The sequence below is a fragment of the Bradyrhizobium sp. WBAH42 genome (assembly GCF_024585265.1).
Taxonomy (GTDB): Bacteria; Pseudomonadota; Alphaproteobacteria; order Rhizobiales; family Xanthobacteraceae; genus Bradyrhizobium.
Window position 1 is genome coordinate 7,146,448 of sequence record NZ_CP036533.1, and the last position, 17,851, is coordinate 7,164,298.

Here is a 17,851-nt window from a genome sequence, read left to right on the forward strand (position 1 = left end):
CCCCCTCCAGGGGAGGGTAAGAGAAGAGAGAGCACACCTGCGATGTCTGCCAAGCCGGCGATCAGCTACCAGCACGTCACCAAGCGCTTCGGGTCCCTCGCAGCCGTGGACGATGTGTCGCTCGACGTCGCCGAGGGCGAGCTTGTGGCGATCGTCGGCGGCTCGGGCTCGGGCAAGACCACGCTGCTGCGGCTGGCCAACCGGCTGATCGAGACCGATAGCGGCACCATCACGGTCGAAGGCGAGGACGTGCGGAGTGTCGATCCGGTCGCGCTGCGGCGCCGGATCGGCTATGTCTTCCAGAGCGGCGGGCTGTTTCCGCATCTGAGCGTCGCCGACAATATCGGCATCACGCCGAAGCTGCTCGGCGAGCCGGCTCCGGCAATCGGAGGGCGCATCGACGAGTTGCTGGAGCTCGTGCAACTCGACCGGGCTGCTCACCGCAACCGTCTTCCGGTGGCCCTTTCCGGCGGCGAGCGCCAGCGCGTCGGCGTGGCGCGGGCGCTCGCGGCAAGACCCCGCATCGTGCTGATGGACGAGCCGTTCGGCGCGCTCGATCCCCTCACCCGCGATGCGCTCGGTGAGGACTATCGCGCGCTGCACCGCAAGCTCGGCCTGACCACCGTGATGATCACCCACGACATGACCGAGGCGATCCTGCTCGCCGACCGCATCGCGGTGATGCGCGGCGGACGATTGCTCGCACAGGGTACGGCCGCCGAACTCGCGAGCAGCAGCGACGATTACGTGCTCGAGCTGTTGCGCACCCCGCGGCGCCAGGTCGAGCGACTGAATGCGTTGCTCCCGATGGGCGGTGCGGCATGAGCCTCTTCGCCGATCCACGTTGGGGCGAGGCGCTGTCGCATCTGCCTGACTACCTCGGCAACCACGTGCGGGTGAGCCTCGCCGCGCTCGCGCTTGGCCTCGCCGTGAGCCTGCCGTTGGCGATCCTGACGCGCAACCGCCCGGCGCCGCGCGGCATCCTGCTCGCGTTCGCCAGCATCGTGCAGACCGTACCCGGGCTGGCGCTGCTCGCACTGTTCTATCCGCTGCTGCTGCTGGCGGCTTCCGTCACGCTTGCCTGGTTCGGCGTATCCTTCTCCGCGTTCGGCTTCCTGCCGGCGATGCTGGCGCTGGCGCTCTATTCGATGCTGCCGGTGCTGCGCAACGGCATCACCGGCCTCAACGGCATCGATCCCGCGCTGATCGAGGCAGCGAAGGGCGTCGGCATGACCGCGCGGCAATCGCTTGTCAACGTCGAGCTGCCGCTCGCGCTGCCGGTGATGATGGCCGGCATCCGCACCGCGGCGGTGTGGGTGATCGGCACCGCGACGCTGTCGACGCCGATCGGGCAGACCAGCCTCGGCAATTATATTTTCGCCGGCCTCCAGACCCAGAACTGGGTGTTCGTGCTGTTCGGCTGCGTGGCTTCCGCCCTGCTCGCGCTTGCGGTCGACCAGCTGCTTGGACTGATCGAGAGCGGACTGCGCCGCCGCAGCCGTGTGCGCAGCAGCCTCGGCGCGGTCGGAATCGCGGCGCTGGTCGCAGCAACGCTGGTGCCGACGATGGGACGCTCGGCGTCGGGCTATGTGGTCGGCGCCAAAACCTTCGCGGAGCAATATGTGCTGTCGGCGTTGATGAGGGACCGCCTCCAGGCCGCCGGTCTGTCCGGGACGGCGCGCTCCGGGCTCGGCTCCAGCGTGATCTTCGGGGCGCTGAAGGCCGGCGACATCGATCTCTATGTCGATTATTCCGGCACGCTCTGGGCAAACCAGCTGCATCGCACCGACATGAGGCCGCGCGCCGAGCTGGTGGCGGAATTGAAGACGGCGCTCGCCAAGGACAACATCACCCTGCTCGGCGAGCTCGGCTTCGAGAATGCCTATGCGCTGGTGATGCCAAGACGGCGCGCCGAGGCGCTCGGCATCCGAACCATCGGCGATCTCGCCGCACATGCGGCGACGCTGTCGATTGCAGGCGACTACGAATTCTTCTCGCGCCCCGAATGGGCCGCCCTGCAGAAGGCCTATGGGCTGCAGTTCCGCGCCCAGCGCCAGATGCAACCGGACTTCATGTATGCGGCCGTCGCCAGCGGCGAGGTCGACGTCATCGCCGGCTACACCAGCGACGGCTTGATCGCCAAATACGAGCTCACAACGCTCGACGATCCCAAAAACGCGATCCCGCCCTACGATGCGATCCTGCTGCTCGCGCCGAAGCGCGCCGGCGACGAGCGACTGCAGGCGGCGCTCAAGCCATTGCTCGGCAAGATCGACATCGCCACCATGCGCGAAGCGAACCTGCGCGCCAGCGGCAATGATGCGAATTCATCGCCCGATGCTGTGGCGAAGTGGTTGTGGGAAAAAGTCGGCAAGCGATAGGCCGGCTACAATCCCCGGATCATTCCGGCATCGATCAGCAGCCGGTTCAGCCGCCGCGCCTCGGCGCCATCCTTGCAGCCGTAGAAGATGCCTTTGCAGCGGAGCATGATCTCTTTCTGCTCGGCAAAGGAGGGGTCGAGCGGGATGCCGGCGGCTTCCTGAATCACCAGCGGCAGATAGGGGCCGTCGATCGTGTCCATCACGGCCTGGCTTCCAACCGGCTCGAAATTGACGGCGTCGATCGCATAATAGGTCGCGTAGAGGCGCGGATCGTAGGCGTCGAGCTTCTTGCCGATCGCGCCCTCGTCGAGCCCGGGCTCGAGGATGGCAGGCGCAAATTCCGGCTGATGATCGCCATAGCGCACGATCAGGAAGGGCTCGCCGGGAAAGGTCTTCTTCAAACCGGCAACGAACGCCTTGTACTGCTCGGCGCTCATGGCCTGCCGGCGCAGATATTCGTCGATGGACGGCACGTTGCCCGGCGCGCGCCAGTTCGGCAGCAGATCGGGACGGAAGCGGGTCTCCCAGGGGAAGTGGTTGGCACCGAGATAGATGAAGGTGAACAGCGGCTTGTTCGGCGGCTGCTGGCCGATCAGCTGCAGCGCCTTGTCGTAGAAGAAGCTGTCGGGCTCGACATCCTTGGCGCCGAGATCCTTGGAATCGAGGAAGCGCTCGATTCCCGTCGTCATCTGGAAGCTGCGCGCGGCCATGAAGCCGCCATGGGCGGGATAGAGCGACAGCGTGTCATAGCCGCAGCGGCGCAGTGCCAGCGGCAGGCCGCGCTCGACCCGGCTCGAGGCGATGCGCGTGACGAAATAGGCGAAGCGGCCGAACGAGCGCGAGGAGAGCCCTGCGAGCACGTTGTATTCGGTGAACCAGCTCGGGCCGCCATTGCTCTCGGCGAGGAACGTGCGCTGCTTGCCGTCCCACGATTTGAAATGGTCGCCATAGCGCGGCGGCACCTTGATGCCCTGGGCGGCGCGGATATCGAAACTCGATTCATCATGGATCATGATGATGTTGGGCCGGCGGCCCGCGGGGTGGCAGGCATCGACCAGCGGCATGTTGAGCCGCTCGTTGGTCGAGGCAGCCGCCTCCATGAAGCCGTACCGCGCAAAGTCGGAGACGGACGTGACGCCCGAGCGGAAGAATTTCGAGAGATAACCGTCGTCGTAATAGCCGCGCCAGGCCTCGTCCGGGTGATAGAGCGAATAGCCGACCAGGGCGGCAAGGCAGGCGAGCTTGCAGGCGAGCGCCGGCAGGCGGCGGATGCGGAACGGATCGAGCCACCACAGCGCGTACATCAGCGGCAGCGTGACGAGACCGGCCAGGATCACCGACCAGCGCAAATTCGGAAAGATCGTGAACAGGAACGCGACGGTGTCGCGGTCGATCATCATCAGGTCTATGAAGTTGACCGTCATCTGCACGACGTCGTGCTTGAGCCGCGACAGCAGCACCAGCACGACGACCATGGTCAGCGACAGCGCGCCCGACAGCGCCGGCCGCCGCAGCAGCACGATCCAGAAGAAGTTGAGGATGCCCCAGGCCAGCGCGAAGGACAGGCGCGAGCCGAAATCGGTCTCGGTCTCGTACATCAGTGCGAGCGCGGCCAGATGCGGCGCCGCAACCGCGAGCAGCCGCCAGATGCCGAGTGCGGCGACGCTCGCCAGCACGGCGGTGGTAGCAGAAGGGCCTGGATTGGGCGCGGACGCCATCGACGACACGCAACTTCTGGTCCGGCGGGGTGATGCCAAGCCTGGCCGGCCCGATAGCGGCCAAGGCCTCCGGAGCAGCCGGAAGCCTGCACCGTGTCATAAAACTGTAACGGAACGGTCAAGGACAGGCAACGCGCGGCGGGGTCCGACCTTCGCTTATTGTTAGTGGGCTGCGACGCATGCCCCAGCGCTTCGCTATTCCGGCGATGAACTGGTCTAGCACCGCTTCGCCTGCGCCATCCTCGGCGCTCGGGACGTCGCGGCTCGGCAAGTGCGGACGACGCCGCGGACCGGCGCGCAGCATCGCGGACGGAGATCTCCGCTCCGTGCTTTTAGTTGCAGCGCAGCATCGATCAGGGCCAGGGCGACGTTCGCCGTGGTGATACCGCCGGCGTGGGCCGCGGGACGGCGGGCGTGCGGCTTGGAGCTCGAACGACCCAGCAATGTCTCGCGCAAGACGAAAAGAGCGAGATCGCTGTTTGCGATCTCGCTCGAATTAGAACGGCAAAGGTTCACGATTTGGCTTGGCGAGCGAAGCTCGTTGCGCTCGCGTCCCGGACAAGCGCAGCGCAGAGCCGGGACGCAGGAGCCGCGCCGGGCCCCGGATCAGCAGCGCATCACCAAGGTGCTGAGCGCGTCCGGAGCACAACGGCTTAGTTCTTGCTCTTGTCGACCAGCGCGCCCTTCTTGATCCAGGGCATCATGTCGCGCAGCTTCGCGCCGACTTCCTCGATCGGGTGCGCCGCGAGCTTGGCGCGGGTCGCCTTGAACGAGGTCTGGTTGACCTTGTTCTCGAGCATCCAGTCGCGGGCGAACTTGCCGCCCTGGATGTCGGCCAGAACCTTGCGCATCTCCTTCTTGGTCTCGTCGGTGATGATGCGCGGGCCGGTGACGTACTCGCCGTACTCGGCGGTGTTGGAGATCGAGTAGTTCATGTTGGCGATGCCGCCTTCATAGATCAGGTCGACGATCAGCTTCACTTCGTGCAGGCACTCGAAATAGGCCATCTCCGGCGCGTAGCCGGCTTCGACCAGGGTCTCGTAGCCGCCCTTGATCAGCTCGACCAGGCCGCCGCAGAGCACCACCTGCTCGCCGAACAGGTCGGTCTCGCACTCTTCCTTGAAGGTGGTCTCGATGATGCCGGCGCGGCCGCCGCCGATGGCGGAGGCGTAGGACAGGCCGAGGTCATGGGCGTTGCCCGAGACGTCCTTGGCGATCGCGATCAGGCAGGGCACGCCGCCGCCGCGCTGATATTCCGAGCGCACGGTGTGGCCGGGGCCCTTCGGCGCGATCATCAGCACGTCGAGGTCTGCACGCGGATCGAGCAGGTTGAAGTGGACGTTGAGGCCGTGGGCGAACACCAGGGCGGCGCCCTTCTTCATGTTGTCGTGCAGGTGCTCGCGATAGATGTCGCCCTGGAGCTCGTCCGGGGTCAGCATCATGACGAGGTCGGCCCATTTGGCGGCTTCCGCAACCTCGAGCACCTTGAAGCCGGCAGCTTCCGCCTTCTTGGCCGAGGCCGAACCCTTGCGCAGCGCAATGGCGACTTCCTTGACGCCGGAATCCTTCAGGTTGAGCGCATGGGCGTGGCCCTGGCTGCCATAGCCGACGATGGCGACCTTCTTGCCCTTGATCAGGTTCAGGTCGGCGTCGCGATCGTAATAAACACGCATAGGTCGTTTCCTCGTTCAGGGCCGAAATCGGCCAATGGTCAGTGTCCGAAGGGTGAAATTTGCGGATTTCGGGGGCTGTCTAGAGCATTTTCAGCCCTGAGGGAAACCCGTTTCTGCATGGAAATCCGCGACATCATGCATCCATGAAAACGGGGTAGAGGGAGGCCAGCAGCAGGATCGCCATCAGGATGTTGAAGGCGCGGACCAGCCGCTCGGAGGTCAGGACCGGCCGCAATGCGGAGCCGAACAGGGCCCAGACTACGGTCGAGACCGTGCCGACGATCAGGCTGATCACAGTCTGAATGGCGATGTTGATCGGGAATTGGGCGATCGCCGCATAGGCGGTGATGGTGCCGATCACGATCACCCAGCCCTTGGCGTTGATCCATTGGAACATCGCCGCGCCCCAGAAGGTCATGGGGCCGCGGCCATTCTCCTCGCCCGGCTTTGCCGGACCGGCCATGGCGATCGCGGCAGCCAGGTAAATCAGGTAGGCGGCGCCTGCATATTTCAGGATGGTCTGGAGGATCGGATAGGCCAGGAACACCGAGCCGAGCCCGAGGCCGACCGCGGCGACCATGAAGGCGAAGCCGAGCACGATGCCGACGATGTGCGGGATGGTGCGCCGGAAGCCGTAGGTCAGGCCGGAGGACAGCAGCATGATGTTGTTCGGCCCGGGCGTGAAGTACATCACGACCATGAAGACGAGGAAGGCATAGAACAGCGAGTAGGTCATCATCACCTCACGCAGTCTTCGGCAGAACTTGCGGGCGCTTCGCCAGCACCATCACGGTGATACCGCCAATCACGGTCAGCATGCCGGCGAGGCGAAGCGGCCCGAACCGTTCGCCAAACACGATGCTGGAGGCCGCCGAGCCCACGAACGGCACCAGCAGCGCGAACGGCACGACTTGCGCAGCCGGGTAGTCGCGCAAGAGGCGGCCCCACAGCCAATAGGCGATGCTGGTCGAGATGCCGCCGAGCATCAGCATGCAGAGCGCCGATGCCAGCGACATGTGCGTCAGCGACGTCCAGGTCGACGCCGGCCCGTTGGCGAGCAGCGCCAGCACGAACAGCGGCACGGCCGAGGCGAGGCAGAGCCAGGCAAACAGGTCGAACATCGGCACGCCGCGCGCGCCACGAAGCAGCAGATTGCCGATGGCGAAGCTGAGCGGCGAGATCATCAGCACCGCGAAGGCGGCAACGCTGAAATCATAGCCGACGGTGCCGCAGATCATCAGCAAGCCAGCCGCGGCGATGGCGACGCCGAGCGTCTGCACCGGCGTCGGACGTTCGCCGAATAGGATCGCGGCAAAGCCGATCGTGAACAGCGCCTGGCTCTGCACGACGACGGAGGTGAGGCCCACCGGGACGCCATGGGCGATGCCGTAGGCCTGCGACAGGAACTGGCCGAGGAACAGCGTGAAGCTGATTGCGATCAGCAGCGACCAAGCAATTTTGGGCTTACGGATGAACAGGCACGGCATCGCCGCAATGGTGAAGCGCAACGCCGTCATCAGCTCCGGCGAAAGCTCGTCGAGCGCGATCCGGCTCGCCACGAAGGCAAGCCCCCAGATGATCGCCACCATGACGGCGATGAGGATGTCGGCCGGCTTCATTGTTGTTTCCGGTTCTGCCTTGTCGTGCAGCCCTGTTTATTGTTCTGGTCTAGCCTTGCTCGCCGGCTTTCGGTTTCCGCAGCAGATAGGTGCCGTGCATCGGCGCGTGGTAGTCGGCCGCGACCAGGGTGAAGCCGACGTCGGTCAGCATCCGCTCCATCACCCAGCCGAAGGTGGAATATTCGTCGCGCATGTGGGTCACCACGCCCTCGCGGGAGAAATCGTGGTTCTTGATCTGGAAGTCGGCCCATTGCTCGACGTCACGCTCGATCGCGTCAGGCATCGATGAGTAAACAATATCACGGAGATAAAACGTCGCTCCGGGCTTGAGCGCGCGAAAAATCCGCGACATCGCCACCGCCTTCCAGAAATCCGGCAGATGGTGCAGCGTGAACTCGCTGACGATGAGATCGTAGGATTCGGGCCGGTAGGCGAAGCTGAGCAGGCCGGCGGATTGGGTGCGCACCGGTGCCTTGCGGTCGCGGGCATAGATCTCGGCCAACGCCAGCATTGCCGGCGAAATGTCGATGGCGTCGACGTCGGCGCCCATCAACGCCGCCTCGGTGGCGAGTACGCCGTTGCCGCAGCCGATATCGGCGATGCGCCAGCCACGCTGGACCCCGAGCATCTTCAGCGCGGCGCGCGCCCGCAGATCGGCATCGTCATGGTTGTCGTAGATCGAGGCCACAGCGGGCTCGATCCCCATCCGGTTCCGCTCGTTGTAGTACCAGTCGCGCGCCAGCATGGCTCACATCCCTTCAGGCCCGCGGCCGATCGCGGCAACGCCGGTGCGCGACACCTCGACGAGGCCGAGCGGGCGCATCAGGTCGATATATTGATTGATCTTGTCCGTATTGCCTGTGATCTCGAACACAAAGCTCTCGGTGGTGGCGTCGATCACCCGGGCGCGGAACGCATCCGCCAGCCGGAGCGCCTCGACCCGATGCTCGCCCTGTCCGCGCACTTTCACCATCGCCAGCTCGCGCTCGATCGAGCGCTTGGTCTGGGTCATGTCGACGACCTGATACACCGGGATCATGCGGTCGAGCTGGTTCTTGATCTGCGCGATCACCATCGGCGTGCCCGTGGTGACGATGGTGATCCGAGAGAGGTGCTTCTGAGCCTCGGTCTCCGAGACCGTGAGGCTCTCGATGTTGTAGCCGCGCCCCGAGAACAGGCCGATGACGCGCGCGAGCACGCCCGGCTCGTTCTGCACGAGCACCGCAAGCGTATGCGTCTCGTTGGGATCGTGACGGTCCTCGATGAAATAGGCGGATGCGGGCTGGTTCATTGTCGTCCCCTCTTGTCTCTCCGTCACGCCATCGCTGGCGCGTCCGTCCCGACCCAACAGCGGAACAGATCGAAATCGATATTGCCGCCGGACAGCACGAGACCGACGCGCCTGCCCTTCAGCTTGCTCTTTTCCTGCAGCGCCGCGGCCAGCGCGGCTGCGCCGGCGCCTTCGGCGAGATTATGCGTATCGGTCCAGTAGGCGCGGATCGCGGCGGCGACCTCGTCGTCGGTGACCTCTACGATGCGCGAGGCGCCCTTGCGGATCAGCGCGAACGCATCCTCGTCGGGGATGCGCGTTGCCATGCCGTCGGCGCGCGTGTTGCTGGTCTCGGTCGTCACGATTTTTCCGGCCGCGAACGACAGCGCATAGGACGGCGCTTCCGTCGACTGTACGCCGACGATCTCGGTCTTCAGGCCGAGCAGGTCGCGCGCCATGATGCAGCCGCAGATGCCGGAGCCCTGCCCGATCGGCACATAGAGGACGTCGAGGTCGGGCACTGCGCGGAATAGTTCGAGAGCGTAGGTCGCAACGCCAAGAACAAGATCCGGGTGGAACGAGGGCACCATGTGGAGCCCGGCGAACTGCGCGCGACGCTCGGCTTCCTCGCGTGCCGCCTGAAAGTCCTCGCCGTGTTCGACGAGTTCGGCACCGAAGGCCTTCATCGCGCGGTTCTTCTCGACCGAGTTGCCGCGCGGCACATAGATCACCGCGGGCACGCCGTGCCGGCTCGCGGCAAAGGCGAGGCTCTGGCCGTGATTGCCGCGCGTCGCCGAGATGATACCCGGCGTGTTCGGCCGCTCCCGCTTCAGCCGTTCGAGATAGACGAGGCCGCCGCGCACCTTGAAGGCGCCGATCGGCGTGTGGTTCTCGTGCTTCACCACGACCTCGGTGCCGAGCCGACCTGCGAGCAAAGGCCAGGCATGCGCCGGCGTTGCCGGCACCGCCTGCCCCACGATCGCGTGTGCGCGCTCGAGCTCCCTCAGGTCGAACATGGCCTCAGACCAGCGCCTTGCCGCCGGCGAATGCCTTCGCGGTGGCCTCGTCGTTGGCCTGCTCCGGCAGCAGCATCTCGTTATGTGCCTTGCCGGAGGGGATCATCGGGAAGCAGTTTTCGAGTGCCGCGACACGGCAGTCGAACAGCACCGGGCGCTTGACCGAGATCATCTCCTTGATGGCGCCATCGAGATCGGCCGGTTTGTGCACCTGGAGGCCGACGGCGCCGTAGGCCTCCGCGAGCTTGACGAAGTCCGGCAGCGCCTCCGAATAGGAATGCGACAGCCGGTTGCCGTGCAGCAGCTGCTGCCACTGGCGCACCATGCCCATGTACTGGTTGTTCAGAATGAAGATCTTGATCGGCAGCTCGTACTGAACCGCCGTCGACATCTCCTGCATCGTCATCTGCACCGAGGCATCGCCCGCAATGTCGATGACGAGGCTGTCCGGGTGCGCCACCTGAACGCCGACCGCGGCCGGCAGGCCGTAGCCCATCGTGCCGAGACCGCCCGAGGTCATCCAGCGATGTGGCTCCTCGAAGCCGTAGAACTGCGCCGCCCACATCTGATGCTGGCCGACCTCGGTCGTGATGTAGGTATCCTTGCCGCGCGTCGCTTCGAACAGGCTCTGGATCGCGTGCTGCGGCAGGATGACGTCGTTGCTCTTCTTGTAATAGAGCGAGTTACGGGCGCGCCATTGCGCGATCTGCTGCCACCACGACCTGATGTCGGGCTTCTTCGCCTCCGCCTTGAACACCTGGAGGATGTCGCCGAGGACGTTGCCGCAATCGCCGATGATCGGCACGTCGACCCGGATGTTCTTGTTGATCGAGGACGGATCGATGTCGATGTGGATCTTCTTCGAGCCCGGCGAGAACGCATCGACGCGGCCGGTGATGCGATCGTCGAAGCGCGCGCCGACGCACAGCATGACGTCGCAATCATGCATGGTCATGTTAGCCTCGTAGGTGCCGTGCATGCCGAGCATGCCGAGCCAGTTCTTGCCCGACGCCGGATAGGCGCCGAGGCCCATCAGCGTCGAGGTGATCGGAAAACCGGTGACCTCGACCAGCTCGCGCAACAGCTTGGTCGCCTCGGGGCCGGAATTGATCACGCCGCCGCCGCTGTAGATCACGGGACGCTTGGCATTCGCGAGCAGCGAGACCGCTTTACGGATCTGCGTCGCATCGCCCTTCAGGCGCGGCGCGTAGGAGCGGTGCACGTCCGATTTGCGCGGCGGATGATAGGTGCCGGTGGCGAACTGCACGTCCTTGGGGACGTCGACCAGCACCGGGCCCGGACGGCCCGAGGTTGCGACGTAGAAGGCCTCATGCAGCACCTTTGCGAGATCGTTGACGTCGCGCACGAGCCAGTTGTGCTTGGTGCAGGGGCGCGTGATGCCGACGGTGTCACATTCCTGGAACGCATCGTTGCCGATCAGATGCGTCGGCACCTGGCCGGAGATGCAGACCAGCGGGATCGAGTCCATAAGCGCGTCCGTCAGCGGCGTCACCATGTTGGTGGCGCCGGGGCCGGAGGTCACCAGCGCAACGCCCGGCTTGCCGGTCGAGCGCGCATAGCCTTCGGCGGCATGGCCCGCGCCCTGCTCGTGGCGGACCAGGATGTGCTGGACCTCGCTCTGCTGGAAGATCTCGTCGTAGATCGGAAGCACCGCGCCGCCGGGATAGCCGAAAATGTCGGTCACGCCGTGATCGATGAGTGCGCGGACGATCATCGCTGCGCCGGTCATCTGGTTCGGATCGTGGCTCTTGTCGCTCATTGGCTTGCTCCGGATGCGCTGTTGTCAGCGGCTTCGTTCGTGTCGGGTTCGGGAAATAAAAAAGGCCCCGAAGAGGGCCCATGCACACCGCCTGTCATGTGGATGGCAGCTAGCCACCCCCGGCGGTGTGCCTGGGTACGACGGCGATAAGGAGTTTGGTAATAATGTTACGCATGGCGGGCGCTCGGCTTCCCAAAGGTTGCGCAAAACATAGCGGCCAAAGCCTGGATGTCAAGGCAATGCGGCCGTTCCCGCGCGATTTTGGCAGTGTAACGGTGTTCCCCGGGTTCGGCGAGAGGTAAATTCGGGAACCTGGCACAAAAGCGCGTCAATCAAGGTCCCGCTCCGCGGTCACGATCGCCGCGAGCCATCCCCTCGCCTCCTCCGGCCGGACCCATTCGAAGTCGGGCAGCTGGTGCCGGAACCAGGTGAATTGCCGCTTAGCGTAGTGGCGGGTATCGCCGCGGCCGATGCTGGCGGCCTCCTCCAGGCTGAGCTCGCCGCGCAGATGCCGGATCAAGGACGGCACGCCATGGGCCTTCATGGCCGGCAGCAGCGGATCGAGATGCCTGGCGGCGAGCCGCTCGACCTCCTTGAGCGCGCCGGCGCCCAACATGGCATCGAAACGAGCATCGATGCGGGCATAGAGCTCGTCACGCCCGGGCGCGAGGAAGATCGCACGAAAACTGTCCTTGGGCAGCAGCGGTGGCTGTCCCTCGCAGTGCCAATCGAGCAGCGAACGGCCGGTTGCCTCGATCACCTCGAGCGCGCGGGCGATGCGGGTGCGGTCGCGCAGGTTCAATCGCTCTGCCGCGCGCGGATCGCGGGCTGCGAGTTCCGCGTGCAGCGCCTCGACGCCGTTCCGCTCCAGCCGCGCGCGCACGTCCTCGCGCAGCTCGGCGGGGATCGGCGGCACCACGGAGAGACCTGTGGTCAGTGCCTTGAAATAGAGCCCGGTGCCGCCGATGAAGATCGGCAGACGTCGCTGCGCCCTCGCCTCATGGAGCGCCTTCGCGGCATCGCTTACCCAGGCACCGGCCGAGAAATTCACGGCGGCATCGACGTGGCCATAGAGCCGATGCGGCACGAGCGCCTCGTCCGCCGCGGTCGGCCGCGCCGTGATGATGCGGAGGTCACGATAGACCTGCATGGAATCGGCATTGATGACGACGCCGCCGGCGGCGAGCGCAAGCTCGAGCGCCAGCGCCGACTTGCCGCTGGCGGTCGGGCCTGCGATAAGCACGGCCTTGCTCGAATGCCCCTCGCTCACGAAAACCTCAAATGTCCCTCGTCGCCACGCTGATCTGCAATCCTGACAATCCCGCGCTCGACTCGACCATCGTCGACGGCGCCCGCGCCGTGCTGCCGCAGGCGGCGCCCGCGCACTGGCTGTTCGACGGGGTTGCGGTCGACATCCCCTTCGGCGCCGACAGTAACCTCGCAGGCGACCGCCACGCCATCGAGCAGCGGTTGCGCGAGCTCCGCGGCGACCTGCCCATCGACATCGTCGTGCAGCCTGTTGGCTCCAGGCGCAAGAAGCTTTTTCTCGCCGACATGGATTCCACCATGATCGGCCAGGAATGCATCGACGAGCTCGCCGATTTCGTCGGGGTCAAGGCGCATGTCGCAGGCATCACCGAGCGTGCGATGCGCGGCGAGATCGAGTTCGAGCCGGCGCTGCGCGAGCGCGTCGCGCTGCTCAAGGACCTGCCGGCCAGCGCGGTCGACGAGGTGCTGGCCAAGCGCATCACGCTGACGCCGGGCGGCCGCGAGCTGGTCGCGACCATGCGCGCGAACGGCGCCTACACCTGCCTCGTCTCCGGCGGCTTTACTTTGTTCACGCGCGCGGTCGCCGCCAAGATCGGCTTCCAGGAGAACCGCGCCAACGAGCTCGTCGTGCGCGACGGCAAGTTCACCGGCGAAGTGAAGGAACCGATCCTGGGCCGCGCCGCGAAGCTCGCGACGCTGGTGGACCTGATGGAATCGTTCGATCTCGACGACATCGACTCGGTCGTGGTCGGCGACGGCGCCAACGATCTCGCGATGATCCAGGCCGCGGGGCTGGGTGTGGCCTATCACGCCAAGCCCGCCGTGGCGGCGGCTGCGGCGGCGCGGATCGATCACGGCGATCTCACTGCGCTGCTTTATGCGCAGGGGTATCGGCGCGACGAGTTCGTGGAGGGCTAGCCGCCCTTGCTGCACGCTCAGCAGCCGTAGGTGGGCAAACGCGCCCTTGCGCCGTGCCCACCCTTGTTGCCGCGAGGGTAGAAAGATGGTGGGCACGCTTCGCTTTGCCCACCCTACAGGACCGTGCCTTTCCTACTGCACGCTCAGCGCGACAAACCGCAGCTCGCCGTCGCCGTTCGAGACCAGCAGCAGCACCGATTTCTTGCCGTCCTTCTTGAGCTGGTCGACCCGCTTCTGGATGTCGGCGCCGCTCGACACCGCCTCCTGCGCCACCTCGACGATGACGTCGCCGGCGGACAGACGCTTCTCGGCGGCGTCCGAATTGGCGTCAACATTGGTGACGACCACGCCCTTGACGCTCTCCTTGATCTTGTAGCGCGTACGCAGATCCTTGCTCAGCGCTGCGAGATCGAGGCCGAGCGCCTTCTGCGTCACCGGCTTCTCCGGCGCCGGCTCGTCGGTCTTCACCGCCGCCTGCACCTTGTCGGGATCCTGGAGGCGGCCGAGCGTGACCTTCTTGATCTCTTCCTGGCCCTTGCGGATGATGACGACGTCGACCTCCTTGCCGACCGCGGTGTCGGCGACGACGCGGGACAGGTCCTTCGGGTCCTTGACGTCCTTGCCGTCGAACTTGACGACGACGTCGCCGGGCTCGATCCCGGCGGGCTTGGCCGGGCCCTTGTCGTCGACGCCGGCGACCAGCGCACCGCGCGCGGGCTTGATGTTGAGGCTTTCGGCGATCTCGTCGGTGACGCTCTGGATGCGCACGCCGAGCCAGCCGCGGCGCAGCTCGCCGAACTGGCGGAGCTGGTCGACGACGCCCACCACCGTCTTCGACGGCACGGCGAAGCCGATGCCGATGGAGCCGCCGGACGGCGAGATGATCAGCGTGTTGACGCCGATGACGTCGCCGTCGAGGTTGAACAGCGGACCACCGGAATTGCCGCGGTTGATGGAGGCGTCGGTCTGGATGTAGCTGTCGTACGGCCCGGAGGAGATGTCGCGGTTCTTGGCCGAGACGATGCCGGCCGTCACCGTACCACCGAGACTGAAGGGATTGCCGATCGCGACCACCCAGTCGCCGAGGCGCAGCTTGTCGCTATCGCCGAACTTCACCGCGACCAGCGGCTTCGGCGGCTTGATCTTGAGCACGGCGAGATCGGTCTTCTTGTCGACGCCGACCAGCTCGGCCTTGATCTTGGTGCCGTCGTTGAGGATGACGTGGATCTCGTCGGCATCCGCAATGACGTGGTTGTTGGTGACGACGACGCCCGCCGTGTCGATGATGAAGCCGCTTCCGAGCGAGTTGGTCTTGCGCGGCGGGTTGTTGTCGCCGCGCTCGCCGCCCTTGCTGCCGCCGCCGGGACCCCGGCGGTTCTTGAAGAAGTCGTCAAAGAACTCCTCGAACGGCGAGCCGGGCGGCAGTTGCGGCATGGTGTTGCTGCCGCCCCCCTTGGCCTCGACCGTCTGCGAGGTCGAGATGTTGACGACCGCGTCGATCACCTTCTCGGCGACGTCGGCGATGCCATCCGGTCCGCGCGCATGGGCCGGCGTGCCGAACGCGCTGAAAGCACCGACGGCGAGCGCGGCCAGCCCAATTCGCACACCAAGTCGCACGCGGCGGCGCGAGCGGGACGGGGCAATGGTGGCAGCGGTCATTGTGATCTCCAGACAAAGGGATTTGGCGCCAGACTGCGCTCGAACGGGGGCACGGCGCAAGCGCGGAGCTTCACGGGCCTCAAGAGCCCGATAATACGGCGAAAACCAGTCTGGCGCCTTCACTTTGGCGTTGGCCGAAGCCCTAAATCGGCCGACGCATAACCCAGATCAGGACCAGTCCGGCCACGGCCGAGGCAATCCCGACCGCCCGCAGGATGTTGTCCGGAGTGGCGATGGCGCTTTTCATGGCTTTGCGCATCCAGTTCGGACTGGCTGCGAACATCAAGCCTTCGAGCACGAACAGGATGCCTAGGCCGATGAGGAAGTCGGCGAACGCAATGGACCTCATCGGAATGGAACCTCCCGTTATGCTGTTCTTGTCTGGACAAAGGGCGGCGAAATCCGCCGCCCTTGTCTAGCTTACGGCTTCGTCGGCGTCTCGGTTGCCGTCTTGCCGGACGGGTTACCGAAGTACCGGAAGAAATCCGAATCCGGCCGCAGCAGGAAGCGGGTGTCGTTGGCACGCAGCCCGTTCTCATAGGCCGTCATCGACCGGTAGAAGGCGAAGAAGTCGGCGTCCTTGCCGTAGGCCTCCGCAAACAGGCGGTTGCGCTCGGCATCGCCCGCGCCGCGGGTCTGCTCGGCCTGCGAATTGGCCTCCGCGACGATGACGGTCGCCTCGCGGTCGGCCTTGGACTTGATCTCCTGGGCCTTCTGGCCACCCTGTGCCCGGAACTCGGCGGCCTCGCGCTCACGCTCCGTCTTCATGCGCAGATAGACCGCCTGGCTGTTCTGCTCCGGCAGATCGGCGCGGCGGATCCGGACGTCGACGACCTGAATGCCGTAGCCGTCGGCCTCGCGGTCGAGCTGGTCGCGGATGCGCAGCATCAGCTTCTCGCGGTCGTCGCGCACCACGTTGATGAACGTGACCTCGCCGAGCACGCGGCGCAGCGCCGCGTTCAGGAGCGTGGTGAGCTGGATGTTGGCGGCCTGGATCGAGCCGACGCTCTGATAGAAGCGCAGCGCATCCTTGATGCGGTAGCGCGCAAAGGCGTCGACCACGAGCCGCTTCTGGTCGGAGGCGATCGCCTCCTGCGACGGGTTCTCCAGGTCTAGGATCCGCTTGTCGATGTTGATCACCGAATTCCACGGCGCCTTGAAATGCAGGCCGGGCGCGGTGACGACGTCGACCGGCCTGCCGAACTGGAGCACGATCGTCTGCTCGGTCTGCTGCACCGTGAACAGCGACATGTAGGCCACGATCAGGACCAGGAGCAGCCCGATCAGCGTGACGAAACCTGTAACCGGAGACCTCATCGGCTTGCTCCGCTCGACTGCGGACCGGGTGTCCGTTTGGGCGCCAGTTCGGGAAGCGGCAGATAGGGCACGACGCCTTGGCCTGAGGGGCCACCGTCATAGACGAGCTTGTCGGCGCCGCCGAGCACGCGCTCCATCGTCTCCAGATAAATCCGTTCTCGCGTCACGTCGGGCGCCTTCTTGTATTCCTCGTACACCTTCAGGAAGCGCGCGCTCTGGCCCTTGGCCTCGGCAACCGCCTGCTCCTTGTAGCCCTCGGCGTCCTGGAGGATCTTGGCTGCCCGTCCATGCGCCTGCGGCACGACCTGGTTGGCGTAAGTGTGCGCCTCGTTTTGCAGCTGCTCGAGATTGGCACGGGCCGCCTGCACGTCGCGGAAGGCGTCGATCACCTGCGCCGGCGGATCGACCTTCTGCATCTGCACCTGGGTGATGAGAATGCCTGCGCCGTAGCTGTCGAGGGTCTTCTGGATCAGCTCCTGCACACGCTGCTCGATCGTGTTGCGGGCGCCGGTCAGGATCGGCTGGATCTGCGAACGGCCGATCACCTCACGCATCGCGCTCTCGGAGACCGCCTTCACGGTACCTTCGGGATTCTGGATGTTGAAGAGGAATTCGCCGATGCCGTCCGGCTTGATGCGCCAGAGCACGGTGAAGTCAACGTCGACGATGTTTTCGTCGCCGGTCAGCATCAGGCTCTCTTCAGGCACGTCGCGAATGGAGCGGCCGCGCCGCGCCGGATCGTCGATCAGCGTCATGCCGACGGAGATGGTGTTGACGCGCAGCGCCTTGGGCAGCAGCACTGTCTCGATTGGATAGGGCAGATGATAGTTCAGGCCGGGCTGCACGGTGCGGACATGCTTGCCGAAGCGCAGCACGACGCCGAGCTCTTCGGACTGCACGCGGAAGAAGCCCGACAGCAGCCAGAATGCGACGATCAGCAGGATGATCAGCGTGATGCCGATGCCGGAGAAATAGCCGCCCGGCATGATCTGCTGGAGGCGGTCCTGGCCGCGCCGCAGAAGGTCTTCCAGATCCGGCGGCCTCGGCCCGACCGGTTGCGGGCCCGAGCCCCATGGCCCCTTTGGACCCGAGCCCCATGGGCCACCGCCCTGATTCTTCCACGGCATTCGACGCTCTCCTCGGCAGGGTGGAATTGCCCCCGCCCGCTTTGTCCGGTCCGGCTTTATAGGGGACAGGCAAGTCCCTTACAACGCAGCCCTGACCGTCTTCC

Annotated in this window: 16 protein-coding genes; 3 read left to right on the forward strand and 13 right to left on the reverse strand. The window is 65.5% G+C overall.

Annotated features, from left to right (window positions below; translation table 11 throughout):
* Positions 1 to 42 precede the first annotated feature (42 nt).
* The gene (locus tag DCG74_RS33690) at positions 43 to 825 is read left to right on the forward strand and encodes an ATP-binding cassette domain-containing protein (protein WP_172787429.1); all 783 of its coding nucleotides are present in this window, start codon (positions 43 to 45) and stop codon (positions 823 to 825) included.
* Complete coding sequence (locus DCG74_RS33695; protein WP_172787430.1) at positions 822 to 2,381, forward strand: glycine betaine ABC transporter substrate-binding protein; 1,560 nt, start codon at positions 822 to 824, stop codon at positions 2,379 to 2,381. The genes DCG74_RS33690 and DCG74_RS33695 overlap by 4 nt, the downstream gene beginning before the upstream one ends.
* Before the next feature lie 5 nt (positions 2,382 to 2,386).
* On the opposite strand, the gene DCG74_RS33700 is transcribed toward DCG74_RS33695, so the two are convergent.
* The 9 genes from DCG74_RS33700 to miaA form a co-directional block, all read right to left on the reverse strand.
* Positions 2,387 to 4,099, reverse strand: coding sequence for a sulfatase-like hydrolase/transferase (locus tag DCG74_RS33700; RefSeq protein ID WP_172787431.1), 1,713 nt, complete (start codon positions 4,097 to 4,099; stop codon positions 2,387 to 2,389).
* Positions 4,100 to 4,752: 653 nt separating this feature from the next.
* On the reverse strand, positions 4,753 to 5,772 hold the full coding sequence (ilvC, locus tag DCG74_RS33705; RefSeq protein ID WP_027577255.1) for a ketol-acid reductoisomerase: 1,020 nt from the start codon (positions 5,770 to 5,772) through the stop codon (positions 4,753 to 4,755).
* A gap of 133 nt (positions 5,773 to 5,905) precedes the next feature.
* The gene (locus DCG74_RS33710; RefSeq protein ID WP_172787432.1) at positions 5,906 to 6,508 is read right to left on the reverse strand and encodes a LysE family translocator; all 603 of its coding nucleotides are present in this window, start codon (positions 6,506 to 6,508) and stop codon (positions 5,906 to 5,908) included.
* Between the two features lie 7 nt (positions 6,509 to 6,515).
* Positions 6,516 to 7,391 carry an EamA family transporter gene (locus DCG74_RS33715; RefSeq protein WP_172787433.1) on the reverse strand — a complete coding sequence of 292 codons (876 nt, stop codon included), beginning with the start codon at positions 7,389 to 7,391 and terminating at the stop codon, positions 6,516 to 6,518.
* A 49-nt stretch (positions 7,392 to 7,440) separates the two neighbouring features.
* On the reverse strand, positions 7,441 to 8,136 hold the full coding sequence (locus DCG74_RS33720; RefSeq protein WP_036006616.1) for a class I SAM-dependent methyltransferase: 696 nt from the start codon (positions 8,134 to 8,136) through the stop codon (positions 7,441 to 7,443).
* 3 nt (positions 8,137 to 8,139) lie between these two features.
* Positions 8,140 to 8,682 carry an acetolactate synthase small subunit gene (gene ilvN / locus DCG74_RS33725; RefSeq protein WP_018640841.1) on the reverse strand — a complete coding sequence of 181 codons (543 nt, stop codon included), beginning with the start codon at positions 8,680 to 8,682 and terminating at the stop codon, positions 8,140 to 8,142.
* 23 nt (positions 8,683 to 8,705) lie between these two features.
* On the reverse strand, positions 8,706 to 9,677 hold the full coding sequence (locus tag DCG74_RS33730) for a threonine dehydratase (RefSeq protein ID WP_172787434.1): 972 nt from the start codon (positions 9,675 to 9,677) through the stop codon (positions 8,706 to 8,708).
* 4 nt (positions 9,678 to 9,681) lie between these two features.
* On the reverse strand, positions 9,682 to 11,457 hold the full coding sequence (locus tag DCG74_RS33735; protein ID WP_172787435.1) for an acetolactate synthase 3 large subunit: 1,776 nt from the start codon (positions 11,455 to 11,457) through the stop codon (positions 9,682 to 9,684).
* Between the two features lie 328 nt (positions 11,458 to 11,785).
* Positions 11,786 to 12,727 carry a tRNA (adenosine(37)-N6)-dimethylallyltransferase MiaA gene (miaA, locus tag DCG74_RS33740; protein WP_172787436.1) on the reverse strand — a complete coding sequence of 314 codons (942 nt, stop codon included), beginning with the start codon at positions 12,725 to 12,727 and terminating at the stop codon, positions 11,786 to 11,788.
* An 11-nt stretch (positions 12,728 to 12,738) separates the two neighbouring features.
* Here miaA and serB point away from each other — a divergent pair, with 11 nt between their 5' ends.
* Positions 12,739 to 13,644: a phosphoserine phosphatase SerB gene (gene serB, locus DCG74_RS33745; RefSeq protein WP_172787437.1), complete on the forward strand. Its 906-nt coding sequence runs from the start codon at positions 12,739 to 12,741 to the stop codon at positions 13,642 to 13,644.
* Positions 13,645 to 13,776: 132 nt separating this feature from the next.
* Here the strand turns inward: serB and DCG74_RS33750 are convergent, their stop codons facing one another.
* The 4 genes from DCG74_RS33750 to hflK all read right to left on the reverse strand — a co-directional run bounded on the left by DCG74_RS33750 (position 13,777) and on the right by hflK (position 17,747).
* Positions 13,777 to 15,303 (reverse strand): Do family serine endopeptidase, encoded by a 1,527-nt coding sequence (locus tag DCG74_RS33750; RefSeq protein ID WP_172787438.1) that lies wholly within the window; start codon positions 15,301 to 15,303, stop codon positions 13,777 to 13,779.
* A 142-nt stretch (positions 15,304 to 15,445) separates the two neighbouring features.
* The gene (locus DCG74_RS33755) at positions 15,446 to 15,652 is read right to left on the reverse strand and encodes a DUF2065 domain-containing protein (RefSeq protein ID WP_172787439.1); all 207 of its coding nucleotides are present in this window, start codon (positions 15,650 to 15,652) and stop codon (positions 15,446 to 15,448) included.
* 71 nt (positions 15,653 to 15,723) lie between these two features.
* Complete coding sequence (gene hflC, locus DCG74_RS33760; RefSeq protein ID WP_172787440.1) at positions 15,724 to 16,620, reverse strand: protease modulator HflC; 897 nt, start codon at positions 16,618 to 16,620, stop codon at positions 15,724 to 15,726.
* Positions 16,617 to 17,747: an FtsH protease activity modulator HflK gene (gene hflK, locus DCG74_RS33765; protein ID WP_172787441.1), complete on the reverse strand. Its 1,131-nt coding sequence runs from the start codon at positions 17,745 to 17,747 to the stop codon at positions 16,617 to 16,619. The genes hflC and hflK overlap by 4 nt, the downstream gene beginning before the upstream one ends.
* Positions 17,748 to 17,851 lie beyond the last annotated feature (104 nt).